Raw genomic sequence first — 20,941 nt, 5'->3', positions numbered from 1 at the left:
GGCGGCCGGAGCCTACCTTTGTGAAGAAAAAGAAGGAAAATCCACAGAGTAACTCTCTTTGAACGCTATCTACATTTACATCGCATTAGCTTATGTTTTTCAACCCTACATCATCCTGCGGCAAGTACGGAAAAATGTCCGGAATGTCTCCATGGCAGCACATATCCATACGCCCGGCACCGCCCGGCCGTTTTTTGCTTTCGTTTTTTCAAATCCTGCCGGGACAAAAAAAAATCGCCCCGACGTTTTTTCATTTCGTCGGGACGATTTCAAGTGTTTCTTGCGTGGAAAACGAAGGATTAGCCCAACGGATTCTCGCCCTGGTCGCCATCACTTCCACCGCCTCCGGGATTCTCACTTCCACCGTCCTCGGAGCCGCCTTGGCCTTTGGTTGCAACAGTAGAAGTTTTCTTGTAGGACAATGTCTTGCAAATGTCCTTCAGTTCCTTGCAGGGAACAAACACGATACGCGCCTTCTTGATGTTGGCAGCGGTGAATTTATCGGCAGACACTACGCCTTCGGTACTGATGGCCAGACGGAAGGAGCCGAGGTCGTTGATACGGACAATCTGACCGCTGGCCAGCTTTTCCTTGGCAATGTTCATCACGTTGTCCATCACGGCCTTGGCATCGGCGCTGGTCACGGTGGAACGGTCGGCAGCGGCACGGGTAAGCACGTCAAAGGTACATTCGTCGGTGGCTTGCACTTGGGCGTAGAACTTGGGGGCTTCCTGCGGTTTCGCAGGATTCTTGCGGGCTGATACGGAATAGGATACAGACATGGTAAAATAGGGGTTAAAGGGTTGATGTATATGTTACGCCTCCCCATCGTGGAGAAGCAGAACAAATGTACGCATGTACGCGCGTAAAGTCGGGCGGTTCGTGAGGATGCGTGCTGATTTGTGCAGATATATGCCGGATTGTTACCGGTTGTTACCCCGACTGTTACGGGCTGTTACCATTGTTACCGGTTGTTACCTACTGTCCGGGCACGAAAAAGCCGCTCCGTGATGGGGCGGCTTCCTCCGGAACTCACGTCGGGCGGCTACTTGTTCCCAGCTTTTTTATCACCTGGTTTTCCCAGCAGAGAGGCGATGAAGTTGCGGAAACTCTCGTTTGTAAATACGAATTTCAGGACACGGAGTGTCCATTTCAAAGCGGTTTTCATAGCGGTATCACGTTTTAAATGTTCGCTGGCGAAGGTACGGAGCAACGGAATAGCCACGACCGCTATGTGTGGTTGTGTACGGATGAGTGTGTTTTTCGTGCGGTTCTGTCACCCGTTGCGGTGGAAGGCCTCGGCGCAAAGCGGAGCATATTCCGTGGAGGCGTCGAAGCAGGGACACTGCTTGAGCCATTCTTGCGGCTCAATGACGCCGTTACCGTTCAGGTCGGGACTGAGGTCGCGATGGCCGCAGACGGTGCTTTTGGGGTACAAAACGAGTAACTGCCGGATGAGGAAGCGCAGCGCTTCGCGTTGCTGCGGTGTACGTGTATCGGCAGCGGCCCCGTCGGGCTGCAGACCGCCTTCGTAGGCAATGCCGATGCTGTGGGCATTGAAGCCCCGCACATGGGCACCGACAGTATCGAGAGGGCGCATCGGGAATACGGTGCCTTCCCGGGTGATGTAGAAGTGATAGCCGCAGGCGGTGAAACCCCGCTGCCGGTGGAGGCGGTCGAGGCTTTCCGGGGTAAGCTGGCGGTCGCACCGGGAAGCGGTGCAGTGCACTACGATAAGGTTGACGTTTCGGTTACAGTCCAGACGGAGCGTCGGCAGATTGGCGGTAGACATTGCGGCAGTGGCGGCTGCAATGGGTTGGGAAACGATAGCGGGTTGTGTCATGAGCGTGCTGAAGGTTGGGGTTACTGTATAAAGGTATAGGTGGCAAACGCAGTGGCAGAACGTCAGAATGGGGAGCCGAAGGCAACCGCTATCAGGTCTTTCTGCCGGGGTGTCAGTACGCGGGCCGTCAGGTGGTAGTGGGTTTCGTCGAGGGCTTGCAGCAGTTCGGGACTGTCTTTTATCCAGGCTTTCAGGCGGATGCTGGCGCTTGCCGGCGCGATGTTGGGGAAGTAGAGCACGGCCAGCTCCTTGAAACCGTAGGAACGGTTCTCCAGCTGGCGGGCGGCAGGGTGACGGGCAATGCCGGATGCAGGACGGCAGGTGTCGGTGTTGCGTAGGGATGTGCGGAAAACGTCGGAGGTCATAAGCATAAAGGTTTGATTTACATCAGTAAAGGTACGTCTTTTTGTACGGAATGCCACGGATTGCAGGCCAAGACTATATATAAGTATAGTTAGGGGTACCCGATAACTACCCGATGTGTGTGCAAAGATGTGTGCAGACTGCCCGGCATCGTCCGGCGAAGCCGGTGGGAAAGGTATTGGCCGCTTCGCGGACACACCCCAAGGCTTGGCCGGACGGCAGGCGGCGCACAGAGACACGCTCCGCAGGGAGCATGCAGCCCGGCGAAGCCGGAGGGAGATGCCTCCACCCCAGGCGTGGGGGCGAGGAACTGCGATATTACGGCAGCTCTGACGACCGGAGGGAGCGCTGACGTAGAAGCAAGGGCGTATTGTTAACATAATAGCGAATATTTTTAGCGTAGCGCAGCCGGGAATCAAGCGAAGCGCCCGGCTGAAAAATATTCTTATTATGTTATAAAAACTCGCCCTCCTCTCTCTTTTTTCTGCCCCGGCAGAGAAAAAAGGCAATACCACTGGAGCATACGGTCGCCGTAACATCGGCGGGCGACGGGCCCGACGATACCGGGAGCGCGGCAACACTGCCCCAGGGCGGCCTGCCCCGCCGTGTACAAGCAATCCCAAAGGGGGAGGCGGCACGGCCACAGAAGCCGGAAGCCCGCGCGGCAACACCATCTCCCCTGCCTATGCCCGCGACGGAGTACCGCCGTAGCCGCTGCACCCTTTGCGTGCTGCCTGGGTGCCCGCCTGCGGGCTGGCGGCGTGCATTGGGGGCAGGGGCGGACGAAGAGCCGGATGCTCCGTGCACAACAGGTGGCAGCACTACTCCCTCAACGCCACCGCCTGCAACCGTTGCAGTGCCTCGACATAACCGCACAACGCGCGGCGCATCTCGGTAAACTCCTGCTCCCTCTCCCGCCGCTGCTTCGCTTCCTCCCGATAATGGGCACAGAAACGGGGATACTCCTTCATCACGTATTTCAGCGCTTCGCTGCCGGTAGATTTACCCACCAGCGCCTTCAGCCGCTCCAACTGCTCCGCTTCCTCCGCTGTCAGCCGCAGGGTGAGTGTCGATACCTTCTCCGTGCTCATGGCCGTATCTCCTTCCCGTTTCCGGACGCTGCCCGAAGCGCCGCCGCCGCTTCCTCACGGTTCATCCGCTCGGCACGCTCGAAAGCTTCCCGATAGGTCCGGTACTTCACGCCGAAGCGCTCAATCGTTGCCCCGCATGCCGTGATGCGGTGTGCCACACACCACCCGTGCGCCATCTTGCGAGGGTAGTACTTGCCGCTAATCGGAGCGGCTGCCGTCTGTTGTCCATTCGTCATTTTCGATGTTTTTTTGCTCATGAGGCGTACCACATGAGCGTTTTTCCACTGTTTTCGCTCACGACACACACGCCGAGAGCGCACTTTGTCTCTGGCTTCCCCCCCTCACGAAGCCTTGGCAGGCACCGCCTTCCGCAGCTTCGAGAGGATGTACCTTGCCGGCATGTTTATCTTGCCCTTCGACCTCCGCACTTCGTCGATTGCCTCGCGCAACGCCCTCTCCTGCCCTTGCGCCGCCTCGAGCACCCGTTCGAGGTCATAGCTCGGCACCTTGACCTGCCGCAGCATCTGCCGCAATTCTTCGGACGTGTCGGCCGCCTGCCGCCTTACCGTGAGCCGCCCCGCCGCCACCAGCGAGCGAAGCGAAGGCAGCAGGTAGCTGCACACCGTGAGCCTGCCCCGGCTCTGCCGCACCTCGTCGGCCAGCGCCCACAGCGGCGAGCCGTCGGTATCGATGCCCTCTATCGTGCCTATCCAGCGGACATCATCCGGGGCAATGCTCATCGACCTGAACAGTAGCTGCAGTCTCTCCTTCCCCGAAGAATGCGAAGCTCTCTCCTCCTCCTCCCTTGAGGGGGAGTTTGAGGAGGAGTTTTTATTAGCATAACTCTTAATAGATTTGTCGCATTCTTCTGAGAAGTTTCCAGAAGTTTCCGGAAATTTCTGGAAATCTTCCGGAAACGCTTCCTCCTCCTTTGCTTCCAGCTCCGACAGAACCCGCTTCCCAACGCCCTCTGCCCCCGTTTCCGTCTGTGCGGTTACAGCCGGAACGGCAGGCACCGGCGCAGCGGTTCCCGGCACATCGGTAACGGCTTTCGGCACTGCACCTCCCTCGGCTTTCGGGATGATCCGCATCGGCGGCAACTCTTCCCTCGGGAAAAGCTGCGGCAACGGTTCCGGCGCCTGGACGGTCTTCTCCGTTTCAACCAGCCGTAGGTCTTCCTCGATGGCGGGTGTCTTCTTGCACACCTTACAGATGTCGATGTAGCGCGTCTGTATGCTCCTGGCCGTCAGCACCCCCTTCTCCTGCCACAGCCGGTTGTCGAAAAGCCCTATCTCGGCGCAGTAGCCGATGATGGCCGTCACCTCTTCCTCCTCGATGTCCCAATATTCGGACACGTCGAAAAGATGGTCTTCGGTGAACGTCAGGCAGTAGCCCCTCACCCGGTAAATCTCGTTGAGCACGTACTGATAGACAGCATACCCTGCACAACGGTACTTCTTCTTCAGGCGCTTTATCTTGATGTCCTGAAAGCGGTCCGTCTCCGCCTTGTAGTAACTGAAACCCTGCTTAGCCATACTCACTCCTTTCCTGCTATGATTTTCACCAGACACGCCTCTATCTCCTCGCGCTTGTACAGATAGGTTTTCCCGAAGCGGTAACAAGGCAGCTCGCCCTTCGTCCGCAGCAGCTTCAGCGTGGAGTTGCTGATAGAGAATATACGTGTCACGTCCGCACTGCGCAGATACTCCTTATCTGTCATTTCCGTCAGGCATTCTGCCGCCTGCAGGGCATTCTGTTCAAAAAGTCTCTTCTTCATATTGATAATGTATGTTTATTGATTACTTGCATGATTGTCGCCCTCCTTGCCCTTGTTGGCATAAAGCTCTTTGAGTTGTGCCATGTCGTCCATCACCTTTTTGTCCACAATCTTGGCATACAGCTGCGTGATGGTGAGCGAGGCATGCCCCAGCATCTTGCTGACCGTCTCGATGGGGATGCCGTGCGATAGCGTGATAGTGGTGGCGAACGTGTGCCGGGCCATGTGGTAGGTGATGTCTTTCCGGATGCCTGCCGCTTTGGCGATGGTTTTCAGATAACGGTTGATTGCCTGGTTGCAAGGCACGGGGAAAATGGGCTGCTTCGCCTTCTCTCCGTGATAAGTGGCATACCTCGCTATCAGCTCCTCGGCAGGCTCCAGCAGCGGCACCGCCACACGCTGCGAAGTCTTCTGGCGGTGGTAGTTGAGCCAATGCGAGCCGTCTATCCCCAACGTGATGTTCTTATTCGTCAGCATCAGAATATCCACGTAAGCCATGCCCGTATAGACGGAGAACATGAATATGTCCCTCGCAATGCCCAAGTGGGGCGGCAGCGTGACTGCCTTGAGCCGCCTGATTTCTTCCTCCGTAAGATACCCTTTTTCCACATACTCCTTGTGCACCTTCAGCAGGCATACCGGGTTGTTCGTTATCCACTCATTCTGTATGGCCAGATTCATAATCCGCTTGAACCGTGCGATATGCTTCAGCGCCCCGTTGACGGCACAGCGAACCGTACCTTCACGGCGGTAGCCCTGCAGGTAGGCGAAGAACTCATAGACAAAAGCCTTGTCTATGGCCTCTATGGAATAGTCTGAGAGATGGAACTTGATACGAACGAAATCGAGCAGGTGTTTTCTTGTGACGATATATCCGCGGTAGCTTCCCGGGCGCAGGTTCTTGCGCTCTACGGCCTCGTGATAGTCGAAAAGTTTGGTGATGGTGGAGTATTCGTTCTCTTTGGCCTTGAACTGCAGCTTGAAGTTTTCGATGCTCAGTTCATAATGTTTCTGCTGAATCCGTTCGACGGTTTCAGTGACGAGCAGCCCGGTTTCCTCGATAACCCGGTTTGCTTCCCGGTCAGCTTCTGTCTTTCCGGCAGCCCTCTGCGCCTTGGCAATCCACGATGCCGGACGTATTGATACATTCAGGGGAAAGTCGTATCTTTGTCCCCCGACAGTGACTCGGCAATACAGCGGGACTGTATTCGCCTCTTTTTTGGTTCTGCTCTTTCTTGCCCAGAACAGAACTGAGATTTTCTTCGTTACACTCATTTTTTAGTAGTTCATGAGTTCCTTCGAAGATTGCGGTAAAGGGAGGTTGCTGTGTCACCTAATTTGGCACCGAAATCGTGTCTGTTTTTTTCGATGCCTATTTAGAAGTAACAAAAAAACCCACTAAAACTTGCGATTTTAGTGGGTTTTTAGCTGCAATTAGCTGTATCGTAGTTGGACTACCAGGATTCGAACCTGGACAAACAGAACCAAAACCTGTTGTGCTACCATTACACCATAGTCCAAACATAGGGCTTTCTGTTAAAAAGCGGTGCAAAGATAAAAGGAAGCCCCGAAATATCCAAATATTTCGGGGCTATTTTTACTGCCAAAGCATTATTTCCTTAATTACTTCTCTTTAGGATACCGCTATTTGGCGATAATCAGATAGTAATTCTTCTTGCCGCGCTGTACCAGCAGGTATTTTTCGTCCAGCAGGTCGGCTGTCGTAATCACCTGGTCGAAAGCAGCCAGTTTCTCCTTATTCAGAGAAACGCCACCGCCTTGCACCAGCTTACGCATCTCGCCCTTGGAAGCGAATACAGCAGCATTATCCACGAACAAATCCACCGCCTTCACACCGGCAGCCAGTGCATCACGGGATATTTCGAACTGGGGAACACCCTCGAACACAGCCAGCAGCGTATCTTCGTCCAACTTCTTCAGTGCATCAGAAGTTGCATTGCCAAACAAGATGTTGGATGCATCCACAGCAGCATTATAGTCCTCTTCGGAATGAACCATGATAGTCACTTCCTTGGCCAGACACTTCTGAAGGACGCGCAAATGGGGAGCAGCCTCGTGCTCGGCCGTCAGAGCGTCAATCTCCTCCTTGGACAGTGCAGTGAATATCTTTATGTAGCGTTTGGCATCCTCGTCGCTCACGTTCAGCCAGAACTGGTAGAACTTATATGGAGAAGTGTAGCGCGGGTCGAGCCAGATGTTTCCGGACTCTGTCTTGCCGAACTTACCACCGTCGGCCTTCGTAATCAGCGGGCTGGTCAGTGCAAATACCTCCCCACCGTTCGTACGGCGAATCAGTTCGGCACCGGTGGTGATGTTACCCCACTGGTCGCTGCCACCCATCTGGAGCTTGCAGCCTTTGGTTTCATACAGATGAAGGAAGTCGTACCCCTGCAACAGCTGGTAGGTGAATTCCGTGAAGGAAAGACCGTCACGTGCCTCACCGTTCAGACGCTTCTTTACAGAATCTTTCGCCATCATATAGTTCACGGTGATGTGCTTACCCACTTCACGGGCAAAATCGAGGAAAGTGAAGTTCTTCATCCAATCGTAGTTGTTCACCAACTCGGCACGGTTGGGGGCATCCGAATCAAAATCCAGGAACTTGGAGAGCTGGGCCTTCATACCGGCCAGGTTGCGCTGCAACGTCTCTTCCGTAAGCAGATTGCGTTCGGCAGACTTTCCGGAAGGGTCACCAATCATACCCGTAGCACCGCCAATCAGTGCCAACGGCTTGTGTCCGCAACGCTGGAAGTGACGCAAAATCATCACACTGCAAAGGTGCCCGATGTGCAAAGAGTCCGCAGTAGGGTCGAAACCAATGTATGCAGTCACTTGTTCCTTAGCCAGAAGTTCTTCCGTACCCGGCATCATATCGTGGAGCATGCCACGCCATCTTAATTCTTCTACAAAATTCATCGAATGATTAAGTTATCTGATTAATTATTTAAGTGATTATCTATGAATTGTTTGATTCCTATTTTAATCTGCGCAAAAATACGACTCTTTATTCGAAGAAACAACTCTTAGGGTTTAAAAAAGACTTTGCAGACATTTCTCCGGAGTGTTTCTCCAAGCTCCTCGGGAGAGATGCCGCGCACTTCGGCAGCGCGTGCATACAATTCCCCGATGGAAACTTCGCTTTCATCCGTTTCGATGAACAGCCGGTCGGCAGGTACCCGGCACAAGGCTGCTTCCTGGTATTTCTCCCCGAATGAAAGGTAAAAGCCATGTTTCAGATATTCCTCCGCCAGCGCCGCCTTGCCACGGAAACCATGTATTATCCACGGATTCGACGGGCGCAAGTCCCGCTTCACCTTCAGCAGTTCATCAACCGCCTTCACCAGATGAATCACCAGCGGCTTTCCCACTTCCTCTGCCAAACATGCCTGGCACCTGAACACTTCCACCTGCAAATCCATCGGAGCATCTGCCAGCTTGTCCAGCCCGGCTTCGCCCACGGCAAGTACTTGGGGATGGCGCACTAACTCCTCCAGGCCGCACACCCTGCTAGCCACAGCACCTTCAACTCCTGAGTGTTCACCTCCACTCCGACCTATATGCCAGGGATGTATCCCCACCGAATACCATCCGCCGCTCTGTGGAGAGAACGTTTCGGGATAGCAATTTGCAATGGCAGTTCCGGGTACTTGCGGAAGCCGGTGTGTATGTATGTCAACTGGAATATTCATGGAACGGGATCATATCCGGAACCTCCCCAGGGATGGCAGCGCAGAATGCGCCTGACTGCCAGACAAAACCCCTTGAAAGGTCCGTGTTTCTTGATGGCCTCCACCGCATATTGCGAACAAGTGGGGGTAAAACGGCATGAAGGCCCTATCATGGGCGATATGCACTTCTGATAGAAATAGATGGGAAGCAGCAGCAGATATGAAAGCAGACGCTTCATGACACCTGCGGAGTTTGCTCGGCTTCAGCATTTGCCGCTACCTTCTCGGCAATGCGTGCCAAAGCTGTCTTCATACGGTCCTCGATGACAGAAGAGTCTACCAACTGGTCCGAAAGATAGATGAAGGCCACGGCCAGACGGCACTTTTTTTCCGTCAGCACGGCCAGCAGTCCGTGTTTGTTCATGCGGTAGGCTTCACGTATCTGGCGTTTCACGCGGTTGCGCTTCACCGCCCGCTTGAAACGGCGTTTCGAAACACTTACAAGAATGGAAACGGGTGCCTCCAGCTCCTCCACCGGCAGATACACCACACGCAAAGGGAAAACCGAAAACGAGCGTGAGCCGCCCGCAAACATCTTCTCTATCACTTTCTTCTTGTCCAACCGTTCGGACTTACGCAAGGTATTTGGCATGGGGTGATGAGTTATAAGTTATGAGTGATGGGTGATGAGTTATGAGTGATAAGTTATGGGACGATACAAAAACGAGCTACAAGTACCTGGCAACATAAAAGCACAACCACTTGTAGCTCAATTTTATAAATCCATTGTTATGTCTACAAGCTATAAGCAAATCACTCATAACTTATAACTCATAACTCTTTTTACTTTCCTTTATTATTCTCCTTGATAAACATGTCAAGCGCCGCCGTCATTGAGGGTGCCTGCACGCTGGGAGCTTCCAGGTCAAGACGAAGTCCGGCATCACGGACTGCCTGGGCAGTGGTAGAGCCGAATGTTCCGATCTTGATTTCCTTCTGGTCAAAATCAGGGAAATTCTTCTTCAAGGCACTGATGCCTGCCGGACTGAAGAACACCAGCATGTCATAATCAAAAGCCTCATCTGCAGCAAAGTCATTGCTGACAGTACGGTACATGACAGCTTCCGTGTGCTGAATCTTATTCTTATCCAGCAGATTCTTCACGTCATCATTGTGCACATCCGACATTGGTACCAAGTACTTTTCAGTCTTATGCTTAACAATGGAAGGTATCAAATCGTCAATCTTCCCGGTGTTTCCGAAGAAAATCTTACGCTTACGATACTGCACATACTTTTGGATATACAGAGCAACGGCCTCCGTCACGCAGAAATACTTCATTGTTTCGGGAATTGTCACACGCAATTCTGTACACAAGTGGAAGAAATGATCAATAGCATGACGCGAAGTAAAAATAACGGCAGTATGATCCAAGACCGAAATTTTCTGTTGTCTGAACTCTTTCGCTGAAAGGCTCTCCACTTTGATAAATGGGCGAAAATCTATTTTCACACCATACTTCTCGGCGATGTCGTAGTAAGGAGATTTCTCTGATGCCGGTTTCGGCTGCGACACAAGTACTTTCTTAATTTTCAACGTCCTAAAATTTTATTATCAAATAACTGTTTAGCTGCATCACACCTTGATATAACACAAAACAAGGCATGATTTCAAGGGCACAAAAGTACACAATTAAAAGCAAACCGCCATATAAATTGTTACAAAAAAGCTTTAACCACTTGTATAACATCAATATTTTAGCAAAAAAGGCTAAAATCAATCCGATTATTATCGTCAGCTGCAAACTCAAATCAAAATAGACTACGAACAGGGCAAACGGGAAAAGGGCGAATCCCAAGTAATAAAGTAGCGTAGAATAGGACTCAAGCCATAGCGTTGTAACACTTTCGTCAAAAAAAATCCAACCCAGAAAAGAGTAAAGCATCCACTTCAAGCACAAATAGAGAAGACACATACCGATGTAAATCCCCAATAGAAGTCCCGGCGGCACATGGTGTACCAGTTCCGGCTGTATATCATTGAAGTAGTTGAAGATACAGACGCCTGCTAGGATGCAGGTCTGCAGGATGAGCAGCAGCAGATAGCGCATATCGGCGGCTGTGGAAGTGGCAAATATGCTGGTACGTTCGCGATGAAGCAGGAAATCCTTCACCAGTTGCAGCAGGAACTTGCGGCTGCGTGACAAGACATAGGCCGACAGAAAGAAACAGCACAAAAGGACCACGGTGATGCCATCGTCCATTCTCGGAGAATATGGAATAGGAATCCCCTCCGTCCCCACTACTGCCCAAGCCATCAACAGCCCTATCATATTGCAGCGAATTTACGGATGGAGGCGTCCCACAAGGGAGTGGTATATATCAGTTCCACGGCTTCCTGCGGTGTCTGCGCCACATGCCAGATGGCACCGTGCTGCACGCGCATGAAGTTTTCGTCCACCGCCTGCCGGAGCATATCGAGCAGAGGGTCGAAATAGTTCTTGACATTCAGTATCACAATCGGGTTCAGATACAGTCCGAGTTGCTTCCAAGTGATGATTTCCAGCAGTTCTTCCAGGGTGCCGCAACCACCGGGCAGGGCGATGACGGCATCGCTCAAGTCGGCCATTGTCTTTTTCCGTTCGTGCATGCTTTCCACTTCCACGAGTTGGGTAAGTCCGGTGTGATGCCATCCCTGCTCCACCATGAAGCGGGGAATGACGCCCGTCACCTCTCCCCCTGCCCGGAGTGCCGCATCGGACACAGCGGACATCAGTCCCATATTTCCCGCACCATTAATCAGGCGAATTTGCCGCTGCCCCAGCAGAGTGCCCAACTCACGGGCTGCATCGAAATAAACGGAATCTATCTTTGTGCTCGAAGCACAATATACGCATACGGAATTTATCTTGTTCATCATCTTGCTACCTCCTTTTTAGGTACCGCCACAAAGGTACATGATTTCGGGGAGATTTGAAACAAATTTCTTTCTTCCCACTTACGACAGAAGATTTTTCATGAGTCAATGACGGATTATGTGTGCCGCAGGCACTGGTAAGGCACATTAAACAAGGCTACACCCTTTGCCCCGGATAGCTACACCCTTTGGGGTAAATGGCTACACCATGTCAGGGAAAGGGTGTAGCCTTATATAATAAGGCATTAGTGTCCACTAAAAAATATTAGTAAATTAAGAAAATCATATCATACAATGATAAGTTATTATACAATTTCACAAGAACTAAAAACAAAACAATAACAAATTCTACAACCCAAAGATATTTCATCGACATATTCCGAATCAGAAAATAGTCAACTAACAACATTAGTCCAAAATCCAATATAGCAGCACCTATTACCAAGAAGAGCATAGGAGTCCAATCACTTTGCACTATTTTATGTATCAAAATAATTGATAATGTTAGTATAAAAATATGTATAGGCGTAATTTTTCTTATTATTCTCATTTTATCTCTTTTTCATTCTTTGCATATATACTCCACTAGGATTAAACCTAATTATCGATTTAAAAGCATGCTGCTGATGCTGCCGTTGTACTTGACAGCACCGGTGCCAGTGTTGTAATACAGATTCTGGGTGAACTTCGTTCCACTGATGCCCGTCAGCCAGCTGCGGACATTGTACACATACGTCAGCTTGTTTGTACTACTTCCGTGCAGGGACTTTGATTGCAGTCTTCCCAAGTTGTCATACGCATAGTCGGCAAGGGTTATCTTGGTGCCGCCTAGCGTATGCTCCACCTTCAAGAGTCTGTCCGCATGGTCGTAGTTGTAAACATGCACCTCCGTGCGGGTTGTTTTTCCGCTTGCCGTATGAGTATGTGTTACCGTAGCAGGTTTGTCCGTAAAAATGTAGATTGTAGAGGTTACATCATATCCACCCAGCAAGTAGCTCTGTACCCTCTTTGTTTCACGACCTCTTATGTCATAGTAGTGGGCTGTGTAAATCTTATCATACCGTTATCGCACTACCCGTCAGCGCCCCCTGCCATAGCCAGAAATGTCTTGTGTAAACCCGTCTACAAAGGTATAACCATCGTAGTAGTTCTGCACATGTACCACTGCATTGGAAGACAGATTCTTTCCGGTACACTCACCCTGCTGAGTAAGCCGGCCCAAAGCGTCATACCGGTAATACGTCCACTTAGGGATGCCTTGAGCACGCTGGTTACAGTGCTGGGAGAAAGTAGGTAACAGTAAGTGACGACTTCCACCAAGAGTTCAGTATGTTTATGAAAATCCCTACTTGTACACAATGGTATAAGCAGGGATTCATTAAGATTTAATGGAATTAAAATACCTGATATTCAGTAAACACTTACAATGATGAAAGAACTTTAAAATCCATTTTGTCGTATATAATATAATATGCCTTCTAAAGAATTATACAATAAAAAGTATTTCTGGAGTTCACTTACATAAATGTAACAATAGTGATTGTTTTCATTTACCAATTCTTGTTGCAATGTTTTCCCGACCTTAATCTTACTGCTTATAATCCATGTAAACTCACTTTTATATCTCAATTGAGTTATTGAGTCCATCGGACAATTTCTCCATGTTATAGCTTTTACAGTATCGGGAAGTACAACATACTCCCACTCATTATCAACTATGGGATAATTCAAATCTATTTCTGCACCTGTTATTCGATAAACAAATAATTCAAAATAATCACCATGACTCCAGCCAATAAAATCCTTATGAAATATTATATCAGCATTTATATAATTAGGAAAAAGGCATTCAAAATCTTTTTTTTTCAAAGGAGTATAAGCTATCTCGCTATAAACTCCATAACAAATAATGGAAATAATTCCTCCTAATAGTATATAACTGATTACTTTTTTCATTTCTTTTTATTTTATTACTGGTACAATTGCATATCCATAACCATATATCAAGAAATCTTTTCCATCATTAGCCTTTCCTGGTCTTCCAACCCATGTAGCAAAATCTCGAAAAAACCTACCGTCCATATTGAAATCATATTTATCCATATACTTTTCTAAACCAATAAACACTTTGCCTTTTTCGGCATCTATCAAAGTCATTTTTAGTGTTCCATAAGTCTTTCCGGTATTAGTCAATCTCCAGATAAAATTCTTGTAAATCGGATTCTTCCCTTTAAAAGACGATGTATTTATTCCATGAAGTTCTATTTTGCTTTGGTCTACGAATAAAGGATCTCCAGATTTCCCTTTCCACCAAGCATCTGCTTCAGCCTTTGTTAAATACCCATCATAATCCGGTCTGTCTTTAAGGCTTGTATAACTTTTCAAGTAATTAGTTCGTGCTTCATCATCTACCAACCCATTATACCCTAAATCATGACTTAATGCCTCTTCGTGGGACATGCCTTGCTTAAAGTTTGACTTGCTCATTATAATGGCTACGCCTTGCAGACCTTCATCATCAGTACCAAGCAACTTACCTTCTTCATCATAAATCGGGCTTGTGGACATTCCTGTCGGATCGATATAGCGTACTGGATTATTATTACAATATGCATACATCCCTATTGAATAATATCTTTCTGACAATGGGTCAACCGTTGTAAACCGTCCCAATGCCACATCATAATGACGTGCACCGTAATCATACCAATTCAAACCCTTCTTCGTGTCAAACTCCTTACCATTATACTTGTAAGGCTGGACACTCGTAGTACTCGCAAAGACACCTCCAAAAGGATAATAGTGGTTAGTCTCCTCGACGCTTCCGCTCTGGTTAATCACTACACGATTGTTACCTTGATGGTCCTTCAAATAATAATGGTACTTGTTGTCACTCAAAGTAACATAACCCTCGTCAGTCAACAATAGTTTCTGGACTCCGTTCTCATAGACCACATTCCCGCAGTAATCCGTTGTGGTGGTAGTACTGCCTATCTTATGAACCGTTCTGAGCTTTGTACCGTCGGCACCATAAGTATAGGTAATCGTGCTACCATCACTAAAAGTTACTACACTAGGCAAATTTAAACAATTATACGATATATTGGTAATTCCCTTGTTTAAATCTTTAGTTAAATTCCCGTTGGAATCGTAGTTGTATTCATTCGCCTGCTTCACGCCGTCCTTGAACTCGAAACCGTTGTTGTAAGCAGATGTGGCTACAGCATCATCTACACGGGTCAACTGATTACCACCGAGGGTGAAAGTCAGGTTATCAATCAGACCATAGGTAGAAGCTCCGGTTTGACCGTAGCGTTGCAGGGTCTTGATGTTGCCGTTCTTGTCATAGGCGGTTACATTCTCACTGAAACGGTCGGTGTTCGCGTTGATGCCGGCTGTTTCGCCGTAGGTCGCGTTCAGCAGCCTGTCCAGCCCGTCGTAGGTGAACTTGTAGCCGCGGACGGTGCTTTCATTCCCTGCCTTCCAAGTCATGCTGCTGATGCTGTTATTGTATTTGGCTGTTGTAAAACAAATTCCGCGTAAGCTTGCTTCCACTGATACCCGTCAGTCAGCTGCAGACATTGTAAGTGTACGACTGCTTGTTCACGGCAGAACCGTGCAACGACTTGCTCTGTAGACGGCCCAGATTGTCATAAGCGTAGGCGGCAAGCGTTACCTTACTCGAATCATCAACCTGATACTTCAAGAATAGTTCACGTTGAACAGGCTGATTATGAGATGTCCGACAAGACAATACCTCTCAAGGTGTCAGGAATACTAAAAAGTCCAAAGATTAGATACAATGCCCCCTAAAAGTTGGATAAAATACTTTTAGGGGGCATCTCAGCAATATTAAAACACATCAGATGAAGAATATCTGCTGCAAATCACTTCGTTACCTTCGTCCATACTTCCTTAACATATATACCAAAACTATAAAATTCATAATAGGGACCAATATATATATCATAGGCAATTCAAAGAATAGAAATAAAAGGAACATTATAAGACCTAAAGCTACTGAATATAAAAAGCATATACCTAAAAATATAATGTTATAGGTATTACTCTTAATAACTATTCCAAGAAATGATATTAATAACAATATGATTGCGGCAATAAAGGTCTCAATGGATTTAAACGATAAAAGCCAAATACTTTGTACAGCCCCCAAAAACGGTATTGTTAATTTTAACATATTCCCTTTTAGTATCATTTATTTCTCCTTATTATGTATCCTAATGGATTGTTCTTTTCTATAGCCTGATATGCCTTACTTGGCAAATAAGGATTTACTTTTACATTGAAAATGTCCCCAGTTTGCCTATTGATTACTCTCATTTTGTTCATTGTTTCTATACCAGCTTTATTTAATGATTTTTGAACTACGATTATTAGCCCCATACTGATACGGAGACATCGAATGATACTTCTCAGCAAATCTGTCATTAGTCGTAAACCTACCCAATGCCGCATCATAATGCCTTGCACCATAATCATACCAGTTCAACCCCTTCTTCGCATCAAGCTCCTTGCCGTTATACTTGTAAGGCTGCACATTGCCTGAGCTTGCAAACACACCACCGAAGGGATAGTAATGGTTCGCTTCCTCAACAGCACCGCTGGAACTGAGGACTACGCGGTTGTTTCCCTGATGGTCCTGCAGGTAATAGTGGTACTTCTTGTCCGAAAGCGTAACATACCCCTCTTCCGTAAGAAGAAGCCTGCCAACACCGTTTTCATAGACCACATTGCAGCAATACACAGTAGGAACCGGATTGCCCGAACCATCTGCCTCCTTATACATCATGCGCCGCTTGATGCCGTCGGCAGTATAGCCATGCTGTATGAAACCGCCGGAAGCAAAAGTGACGCCCGTTGGCAAATTTAATACATTATATTGAATACCGCTAATTCCCTTGTTCAAATCTAAAAAAGGCTATCCTAACATGCAAGATATAGGAAATCTGATGTTAGGATAGCGATTAAAATCATTCTACTTGAGATAATCAACTCACATCAGAGCAAGATAACACCTCATATTTATCATTCTTTCTTAATGCAAGTATAGATGGAGTTTCATTTTCATAATAAAGTCCTATACTACCAGTATGATGAAAATAGAAGAAAAATTGTTCCCTCGAGTTATATATAAAGTTTCCATAAGGAGCAATTCCTTTCATAATGCAATCTAATGCAACAGATAGGTAAGCATCCCAATCATTACAGACACAACAGCCAGAATATCCCTTAGCAATATTCGATTCTTGCAATATATGCAAGTAAGATGCCGTCTCTTTAGACAAAAATTGAGGATCGTAGCACAATGTATTCTCTTGAATATTCCAAGTATCTATGCAAAAGTCCCACCATGATGGACTAAAGATAGATAATTCATCTACAACTGCACCAAACAAATCACAAAATAGAGATTTCATGTCGTCAATGCTAACTGAATCTTTTTTTATGTATATTTCAATTTTATGCCCTTGAGCATCAATACCAGAATCAGAATCAAACTTTACCCAACAGAATGGGAAAGATTCACCTTCTTGCATTTTTAATATCTGTTTTCTCATTTCGAAAGCTCCTTCCATGGGATAAAAATCCCTACATCACTTTTATGTTTATTAATTATGAAATTCCCATACTTATCAGCATCTTTATACCATTCTAAGCCTTTACTTGTCTCTTTATAAACTTTATAAAAACTACCACCATGCTTTGTTTGGTCTTTTACCCACCATAGCCCATCTGATTTACTTTTATAAAATAGGCCTCTAATGGGATGTTTCATTACTTTAGAGGATCCTTGTTTAGTCAAATTCCATAATCCTCTAATTGTATTCAAGTTTGATGTCTTTGCAAAACCAGGTAAAGGAGGGGTTCCCGCCATTGGAGCAACACCCGTTATTACTCCATCTATTCCTACCTTATAGGTAAACCGCGTTTGTTCACTATAATAGGTAGAGCCAATATCTAAAAGATAATAACCCGCATATCCCCAAAAGCCAGAAATTGGTTCTAAAGCTCTAGTCCCTACTTTTGTCAAAGCATTAGGTACAGAAACAGCCACTTCATCCAAAGCCACAACGTCTTTCTTCGGATCGAATTTATTCCAATCAATGTCCTTTACATCTACAGTATCAGTTCCCAATGGATCAATATAATTCAACGAATTATTTAAACAGTAAGTAAACGGGCTCGTTGAATAATAGTTTTCTACAGAAGGATCCACCGTCGTAAACCTCCCCAACGCCGCATCATAATGTCTCGCCCCATAATCATACCAGTTCAAACCCTTCTTTGAGTCATATTCCTTACCGTTGTACTTGTAAGGCTGAGCATTGCCCGTGCTTGCAAATACACCACCGAAGGGATAGTAGTGGTTCGTCTCCTCCACTGTGCCGCTTTGGTTAATCACTACACGGTTATTCCCCTGATGGTCTTTCAAGTAGTAATGATACTTGCTGTCACTCAAAGTAACATAACCCTCTTCTGTAAGCAGCAACTTCTGCACTCCGTTTTCATAGATCACATTTCCGCAATAATCAGTTGTAGTGGTTGTACCTCCTATCTTATGTACAGTCTTCAACTTTGTGCCGTCAGCTGCATAGGTATAGGTAATGGTACTCCCGTCACTGAAAGTCACCACACTGGGCAAATTTAAACAATTATATTGGATATCAGTGATTCCCTTGTTTAAATCTTTAGTTAAATTGCCGTTAGCATCATACGCGTACTCGTTCGCCTGCTTCACACCGTCCTTAAACTCGAAGCCACCGTTGTAGGCGGAAGCCGTCACGGCATCGTCCACACGGGTCAGCTGATTGCCGTTCAAAGTGTAAGTCAGGTTATCAATCAAACCGTAACTGGAAGCAGCGGTCTGACCGTAACGTTGCAGGGTCTTGATGTTGCCGTTTTTGTCATAGGCGGTTACATTCTCACTGAAACGGTTGGTGTTCGTATTGATGCCGGCTGTTTCACCGTAGGTGGCGTTCATCAGGCGGCTTAATCCGTCATAAGTGAATTTGTAACCGCGGACTGTACTTTCGTTCCCGGACTTCCAGGTCATGCTGCTGATATTGCCATTGTACTTCGCTGTACCCACACCCGTGTTGTAGTACACGTTCTGTGTGAAGCATGTACCGCTGATGCCCGTCAGCCAGCTACGCAGGTTGTAGGCATATGTCAGTTTGTTGATGCTCGTTCCGTGATACTGCTTGGTCAGCAAACGACCGAAGTTGTCATAAGTGGCTTTTCCACTGCCTCCCAATGTATGCTCCACCTTGCTCACCCTGTCAGCATAGTCGTAGCTGTAAGTGTATACTTCCTCTCTTGTAGTCTTTCCGGAAGCGGGAAGTAAATAAAAAACTATCCTAACATGCAAGATATAGTAATATCTGATGTTAGGATAGCAATTAAATAGATTATTTCAAGAATATAAAATACTTATTTATTTAAGATATACAAAACTCCAGTTTCGCAATCTGTATTAAGATAAACTCCATGATGAAATAACAAATAAATCAAATATTTTTCTTCTGGATATGACAAACCAACAGAAAGTACACCTTTCTCATTAAAAAGCAAAGAAATAAGATTTTCTACTTTTCCTTTATAAATTGAATCTATGTATGGCTGTGGAGTTACCATACAGTCCATTTCCTTTAGTGAACAAAATGTAATGCTGTCTATACCCAATGTCTGTTCTAATAAAATTGGAAAAAGTTCATATCGATATTTCTTATTAGCTACCCCATCATTCAGAAATAGGTACATATCTCCTTCTCTTGGAACTATCGAATATACACTATCTTTGTATTCTATATTCATTGCAACAAAAGGGCTTTGCCAAGTAGAATCAACAAACATATCTTCATACCTCTCACTTGTTTTATGTACACACATTACAAATAAGAGATTAATACCCAACATAAGGATAATCTTATTCCAACAGTTTTTGGGGTATTTTCCTTCCACGATATTCCGTTCTTTTTGCATCTCCTGTTCTTTTTCTAATTTTATTCTCAGTATTAATAGCACGAATTTCTCTCATGGGTATTCCATTTCCTATATTTTCATAAGACATAATACCTTTATCTACATCCGACGAATGCTGTAACTCATGGATTAAACCAATTCTTGGTGTCCGATGATTTCCATTAATATCCGTTTTAACATCAGGGTCATAATTTATAATGCTTCCTTGCGGAATGTCTTTTTTAGCTTTTTCTCTATCAAATCCTGAAGAATTAGACTCTCCTCGTTTAGTCCTTGTTATTGAATGAACATTCTTACTTTTCTCCAGTTCAATAATCATCTCACCAATTTCCTTATCATCCTTCTTAAGTTGCTGCAAATCTGCTTTCACGTCCTTTTGATACTTGGTATCAAATCCAAAGAACATTTTCACATTATCTATCAAACCATTCGGGTTCGGATTTACAACAATTGTATCTCCATTCACATCTATGTTATTCACCGGATTATTCGCCCCATACTGATACGGTGACATCGAATAATACTTCTCTGCAAACCTGTCATTCGTCGTAAACCGTCCCAACGCAGCATCATAATGTCTCGCCCCATAATCATACCAATTCAAACCCTTCTTCGTGTCAAACTCCTTACCATTATACTTGTAAGGCTGGGTATTGCCTGTAGTGCCAAACACACCACCGAAAGGGTAGTAATGGTTAGTTTCCTCCACAGTGCCAGACTGGTTGATCACTACACGGTTGTTACCCTGATGATCTTTCAAGTAGTAATGATACTGCTGGGTACCGGTCAGGTTGATGTAACCCTCTTCGGTGAGTAACAACTTCTGAGTACCGTTTTCATAGATCACATTACCGCAGTAGTCAGTCGTTGTGGTTGTACTACCTATCTTATGGACTGTTCTCAGTTTCGTGCCGTCAGCACCATAAGTATAGGTGATTGTGCTACCATCACTGAACGATACCGTACTGGGCAAATTTAATACATTATATTGAATATCGGTAATTCCCTTATTCAAATCTTTCGTTAAATTACCATTGGCATCGTAGGCATACTCCCCTGCGGCACTTGCACCGTTTACAAAGGCAGTGTTTGTACCGTATGCAGCGGTACTCACGGCATCGTCCACACGGCTCAACTGATTACCGGTCAATGTGTAAGTCAGGTTGTCTATCAGGCCGTAGGCACTGGCACCAGTCTGGCCATAGCGTTGCAAACTCTTGATGTTACCGTTCTTGTCATAACCCGTAACGTTCTCCGA

22 protein-coding genes, 1 tRNA gene and 3 pseudogenes are annotated in these 20,941 nt (G+C 46.8%); all 26 read right to left on the bottom strand.

All coding sequences use genetic code 11. The features are described 5' to 3' along the window. Positions 1-299 precede the first annotated feature (299 nt). A complete protein-coding gene (locus DW947_RS15640; RefSeq protein WP_117962908.1) occupies positions 300-782 on the bottom strand; it encodes an HU family DNA-binding protein in 483 nt (160 codons plus the stop codon). A gap of 263 nt (positions 783-1,045) precedes the next feature. Beyond that, a complete protein-coding gene (locus DW947_RS22005; RefSeq protein ID WP_259321207.1) occupies positions 1,046-1,168 on the bottom strand; it encodes a hypothetical protein in 123 nt (40 codons plus the stop codon). A gap of 108 nt (positions 1,169-1,276) precedes the next feature. After that, a complete protein-coding gene (locus DW947_RS15630) occupies positions 1,277-1,792 on the bottom strand; it encodes an N-acetylmuramoyl-L-alanine amidase (RefSeq protein WP_117962981.1) in 516 nt (171 codons plus the stop codon). 113 nt (positions 1,793-1,905) lie between these two features. Next, on the bottom strand, positions 1,906-2,586 hold the full coding sequence (locus tag DW947_RS22115; RefSeq protein WP_229094248.1) for a DUF4248 domain-containing protein: 681 nt from the start codon (positions 2,584-2,586) through the stop codon (positions 1,906-1,908). Positions 2,587-3,027: 441 nt separating this feature from the next. Continuing rightward, a complete protein-coding gene (locus DW947_RS15620; RefSeq protein ID WP_229094247.1) occupies positions 3,028-3,216 on the bottom strand; it encodes a hypothetical protein in 189 nt (62 codons plus the stop codon). A gap of 77 nt (positions 3,217-3,293) precedes the next feature. After that, complete coding sequence (locus tag DW947_RS15615) at positions 3,294-3,533, bottom strand: hypothetical protein (protein ID WP_117962979.1); 240 nt, start codon at positions 3,531-3,533, stop codon at positions 3,294-3,296. Positions 3,534-3,638: 105 nt separating this feature from the next. Then, the gene (locus tag DW947_RS21745; protein WP_207389425.1) at positions 3,639-4,832 is read right to left on the bottom strand and encodes a DUF4373 domain-containing protein; all 1,194 of its coding nucleotides are present in this window, start codon (positions 4,830-4,832) and stop codon (positions 3,639-3,641) included. A 2-nt stretch (positions 4,833-4,834) separates the two neighbouring features. Next, positions 4,835-5,074, bottom strand: a complete 240-nt coding sequence (locus tag DW947_RS15605) for a helix-turn-helix domain-containing protein (protein ID WP_057097992.1) — start codon at positions 5,072-5,074, stop codon at positions 4,835-4,837. A 15-nt stretch (positions 5,075-5,089) separates the two neighbouring features. Then, positions 5,090-6,349 carry a site-specific integrase gene (locus DW947_RS15600; protein ID WP_117962904.1) on the bottom strand — a complete coding sequence of 420 codons (1,260 nt, stop codon included), beginning with the start codon at positions 6,347-6,349 and terminating at the stop codon, positions 5,090-5,092. A 174-nt stretch (positions 6,350-6,523) separates the two neighbouring features. After that, positions 6,524-6,594, bottom strand: a tRNA-Gln gene (locus tag DW947_RS15595). Positions 6,595-6,718: 124 nt separating this feature from the next. Beyond that, entirely contained in the window at positions 6,719-8,011 is a 1,293-nt protein-coding gene (gene tyrS, locus DW947_RS15590) for a tyrosine--tRNA ligase (RefSeq protein ID WP_005834072.1), read from the bottom strand. Between the two features lie 107 nt (positions 8,012-8,118). Further along, a complete protein-coding gene (locus tag DW947_RS15585) occupies positions 8,119-8,784 on the bottom strand; it encodes a TatD family hydrolase (RefSeq protein ID WP_009037550.1) in 666 nt (221 codons plus the stop codon). Continuing rightward, entirely contained in the window at positions 8,781-9,002 is a 222-nt protein-coding gene (gene yidD, locus DW947_RS15580) for a membrane protein insertion efficiency factor YidD (protein WP_005831056.1), read from the bottom strand. The genes DW947_RS15585 and yidD overlap by 4 nt, the downstream gene beginning before the upstream one ends. Beyond that, a complete protein-coding gene (gene rnpA / locus DW947_RS15575) occupies positions 8,999-9,415 on the bottom strand; it encodes a ribonuclease P protein component (RefSeq protein WP_022400586.1) in 417 nt (138 codons plus the stop codon). The genes yidD and rnpA overlap by 4 nt, the downstream gene beginning before the upstream one ends. Positions 9,416-9,606: 191 nt before the next feature. After that, a complete protein-coding gene (locus tag DW947_RS15570) occupies positions 9,607-10,359 on the bottom strand; it encodes a uroporphyrinogen-III synthase (protein ID WP_005834069.1) in 753 nt (250 codons plus the stop codon). Positions 10,360-10,363: 4 nt separating this feature from the next. Further along, positions 10,364-11,095: a DUF4271 domain-containing protein gene (locus DW947_RS15565; RefSeq protein ID WP_117866735.1), complete on the bottom strand. Its 732-nt coding sequence runs from the start codon at positions 11,093-11,095 to the stop codon at positions 10,364-10,366. Beyond that, entirely contained in the window at positions 11,092-11,679 is a 588-nt protein-coding gene (locus tag DW947_RS15560; RefSeq protein WP_117601092.1) for a TIGR00730 family Rossman fold protein, read from the bottom strand. Before DW947_RS15560 ends, DW947_RS15565 begins: the two co-directional genes overlap by 4 nt. Positions 11,680-12,280: 601 nt before the next feature. After that, on the bottom strand, positions 12,281-12,670 hold the full coding sequence (locus DW947_RS21740; protein WP_182012134.1) for a hypothetical protein: 390 nt from the start codon (positions 12,668-12,670) through the stop codon (positions 12,281-12,283). Positions 12,671-12,757: 87 nt separating this feature from the next. Continuing rightward, the gene (locus DW947_RS21735) at positions 12,758-12,901 is read right to left on the bottom strand and encodes a hypothetical protein (protein WP_182012132.1); all 144 of its coding nucleotides are present in this window, start codon (positions 12,899-12,901) and stop codon (positions 12,758-12,760) included. A 218-nt stretch (positions 12,902-13,119) separates the two neighbouring features. Then, positions 13,120-13,635, bottom strand: a complete 516-nt coding sequence (locus DW947_RS15545) for a hypothetical protein (RefSeq protein WP_117962902.1) — start codon at positions 13,633-13,635, stop codon at positions 13,120-13,122. Positions 13,636-14,238: 603 nt separating this feature from the next. Next, positions 14,239-15,361, bottom strand: a pseudogene (locus DW947_RS15540) (RHS repeat-associated core domain-containing protein); the annotation flags it as partial. A 708-nt stretch (positions 15,362-16,069) separates the two neighbouring features. After that, a pseudogene (locus DW947_RS15530) lies at positions 16,070-16,609 on the bottom strand (RHS repeat-associated core domain-containing protein); the annotation flags it as partial. A gap of 79 nt (positions 16,610-16,688) precedes the next feature. Beyond that, entirely contained in the window at positions 16,689-17,258 is a 570-nt protein-coding gene (locus DW947_RS15525; RefSeq protein ID WP_243635091.1) for a hypothetical protein, read from the bottom strand. A gap of 560 nt (positions 17,259-17,818) precedes the next feature. Beyond that, positions 17,819-19,036 (bottom strand): annotated as a pseudogene (locus DW947_RS21865) (RHS repeat-associated core domain-containing protein); the annotation flags it as partial. Positions 19,037-19,131: 95 nt separating this feature from the next. Then, positions 19,132-19,617, bottom strand: coding sequence for a hypothetical protein (locus DW947_RS15515; protein WP_117976562.1), 486 nt, complete (start codon positions 19,615-19,617; stop codon positions 19,132-19,134). 10 nt (positions 19,618-19,627) lie between these two features. After that, on the bottom strand, positions 19,628-20,941 hold a 1,314-nt coding region (locus tag DW947_RS15510; RefSeq protein ID WP_220392993.1), incomplete at its 5' end, for an RHS repeat domain-containing protein.

The sequence above is a fragment of the Bacteroides sp. AM44-19 genome (genome assembly GCF_003603395.1).
Taxonomy (GTDB): domain Bacteria; phylum Bacteroidota; class Bacteroidia; order Bacteroidales; family Bacteroidaceae; genus Bacteroides; species Bacteroides uniformis.
The sequence above is the reverse complement of the archived record's forward strand: the minus strand, read 5'-3'. Positions and strand labels throughout refer to the sequence as shown.

Coding starts and splice junctions, on each gene's coding strand:
- DW947_RS15640 (WP_117962908.1), bottom strand. CDS start 782: ATGTCTGTATCCTATTCCGTATCAGCCCGCAAGAATCCTGCGAAACCG.
- DW947_RS22005 (WP_259321207.1), bottom strand. CDS start 1,168: ATGAAAACCGCTTTGAAATGGACACTCCGTGTCCTGAAATTCGTATTT.
- DW947_RS15630 (WP_117962981.1), bottom strand. CDS start 1,792: ATGTCTACCGCCAATCTGCCGACGCTCCGTCTGGACTGTAACCGAAAC.
- DW947_RS22115 (WP_229094248.1), bottom strand. CDS start 2,586: ATGTTAACAATACGCCCTTGCTTCTACGTCAGCGCTCCCTCCGGTCGT.
- DW947_RS15615 (WP_117962979.1), bottom strand. CDS start 3,533: ATGACGAATGGACAACAGACGGCAGCCGCTCCGATTAGCGGCAAGTAC.
- DW947_RS21745 (WP_207389425.1), bottom strand. CDS start 4,832: ATGGCTAAGCAGGGTTTCAGTTACTACAAGGCGGAGACGGACCGCTTT.
- DW947_RS15605 (WP_057097992.1), bottom strand. CDS start 5,074: ATGAAGAAGAGACTTTTTGAACAGAATGCCCTGCAGGCGGCAGAATGC.
- DW947_RS15600 (WP_117962904.1), bottom strand. CDS start 6,349: ATGAGTGTAACGAAGAAAATCTCAGTTCTGTTCTGGGCAAGAAAGAGC.
- tyrS (WP_005834072.1), bottom strand. CDS start 8,011: ATGAATTTTGTAGAAGAATTAAGATGGCGTGGCATGCTCCACGATATG.
- DW947_RS15585 (WP_009037550.1), bottom strand. CDS start 8,784: ATGAATATTCCAGTTGACATACATACACACCGGCTTCCGCAAGTACCC.
- yidD (WP_005831056.1), bottom strand. CDS start 9,002: ATGAAGCGTCTGCTTTCATATCTGCTGCTGCTTCCCATCTATTTCTAT.
- rnpA (WP_022400586.1), bottom strand. CDS start 9,415: ATGCCAAATACCTTGCGTAAGTCCGAACGGTTGGACAAGAAGAAAGTG.
- DW947_RS15565 (WP_117866735.1), bottom strand. CDS start 11,095: ATGATAGGGCTGTTGATGGCTTGGGCAGTAGTGGGGACGGAGGGGATT.
- DW947_RS15560 (WP_117601092.1), bottom strand. CDS start 11,679: ATGAACAAGATAAATTCCGTATGCGTATATTGTGCTTCGAGCACAAAG.
- DW947_RS15545 (WP_117962902.1), bottom strand. CDS start 13,635: ATGAAAAAAGTAATCAGTTATATACTATTAGGAGGAATTATTTCCATT.
- DW947_RS15525 (WP_243635091.1), bottom strand. CDS start 17,258: ATGAGAAAACAGATATTAAAAATGCAAGAAGGTGAATCTTTCCCATTC.
- DW947_RS15515 (WP_117976562.1), bottom strand. CDS start 19,617: ATGTTGGGTATTAATCTCTTATTTGTAATGTGTGTACATAAAACAAGT.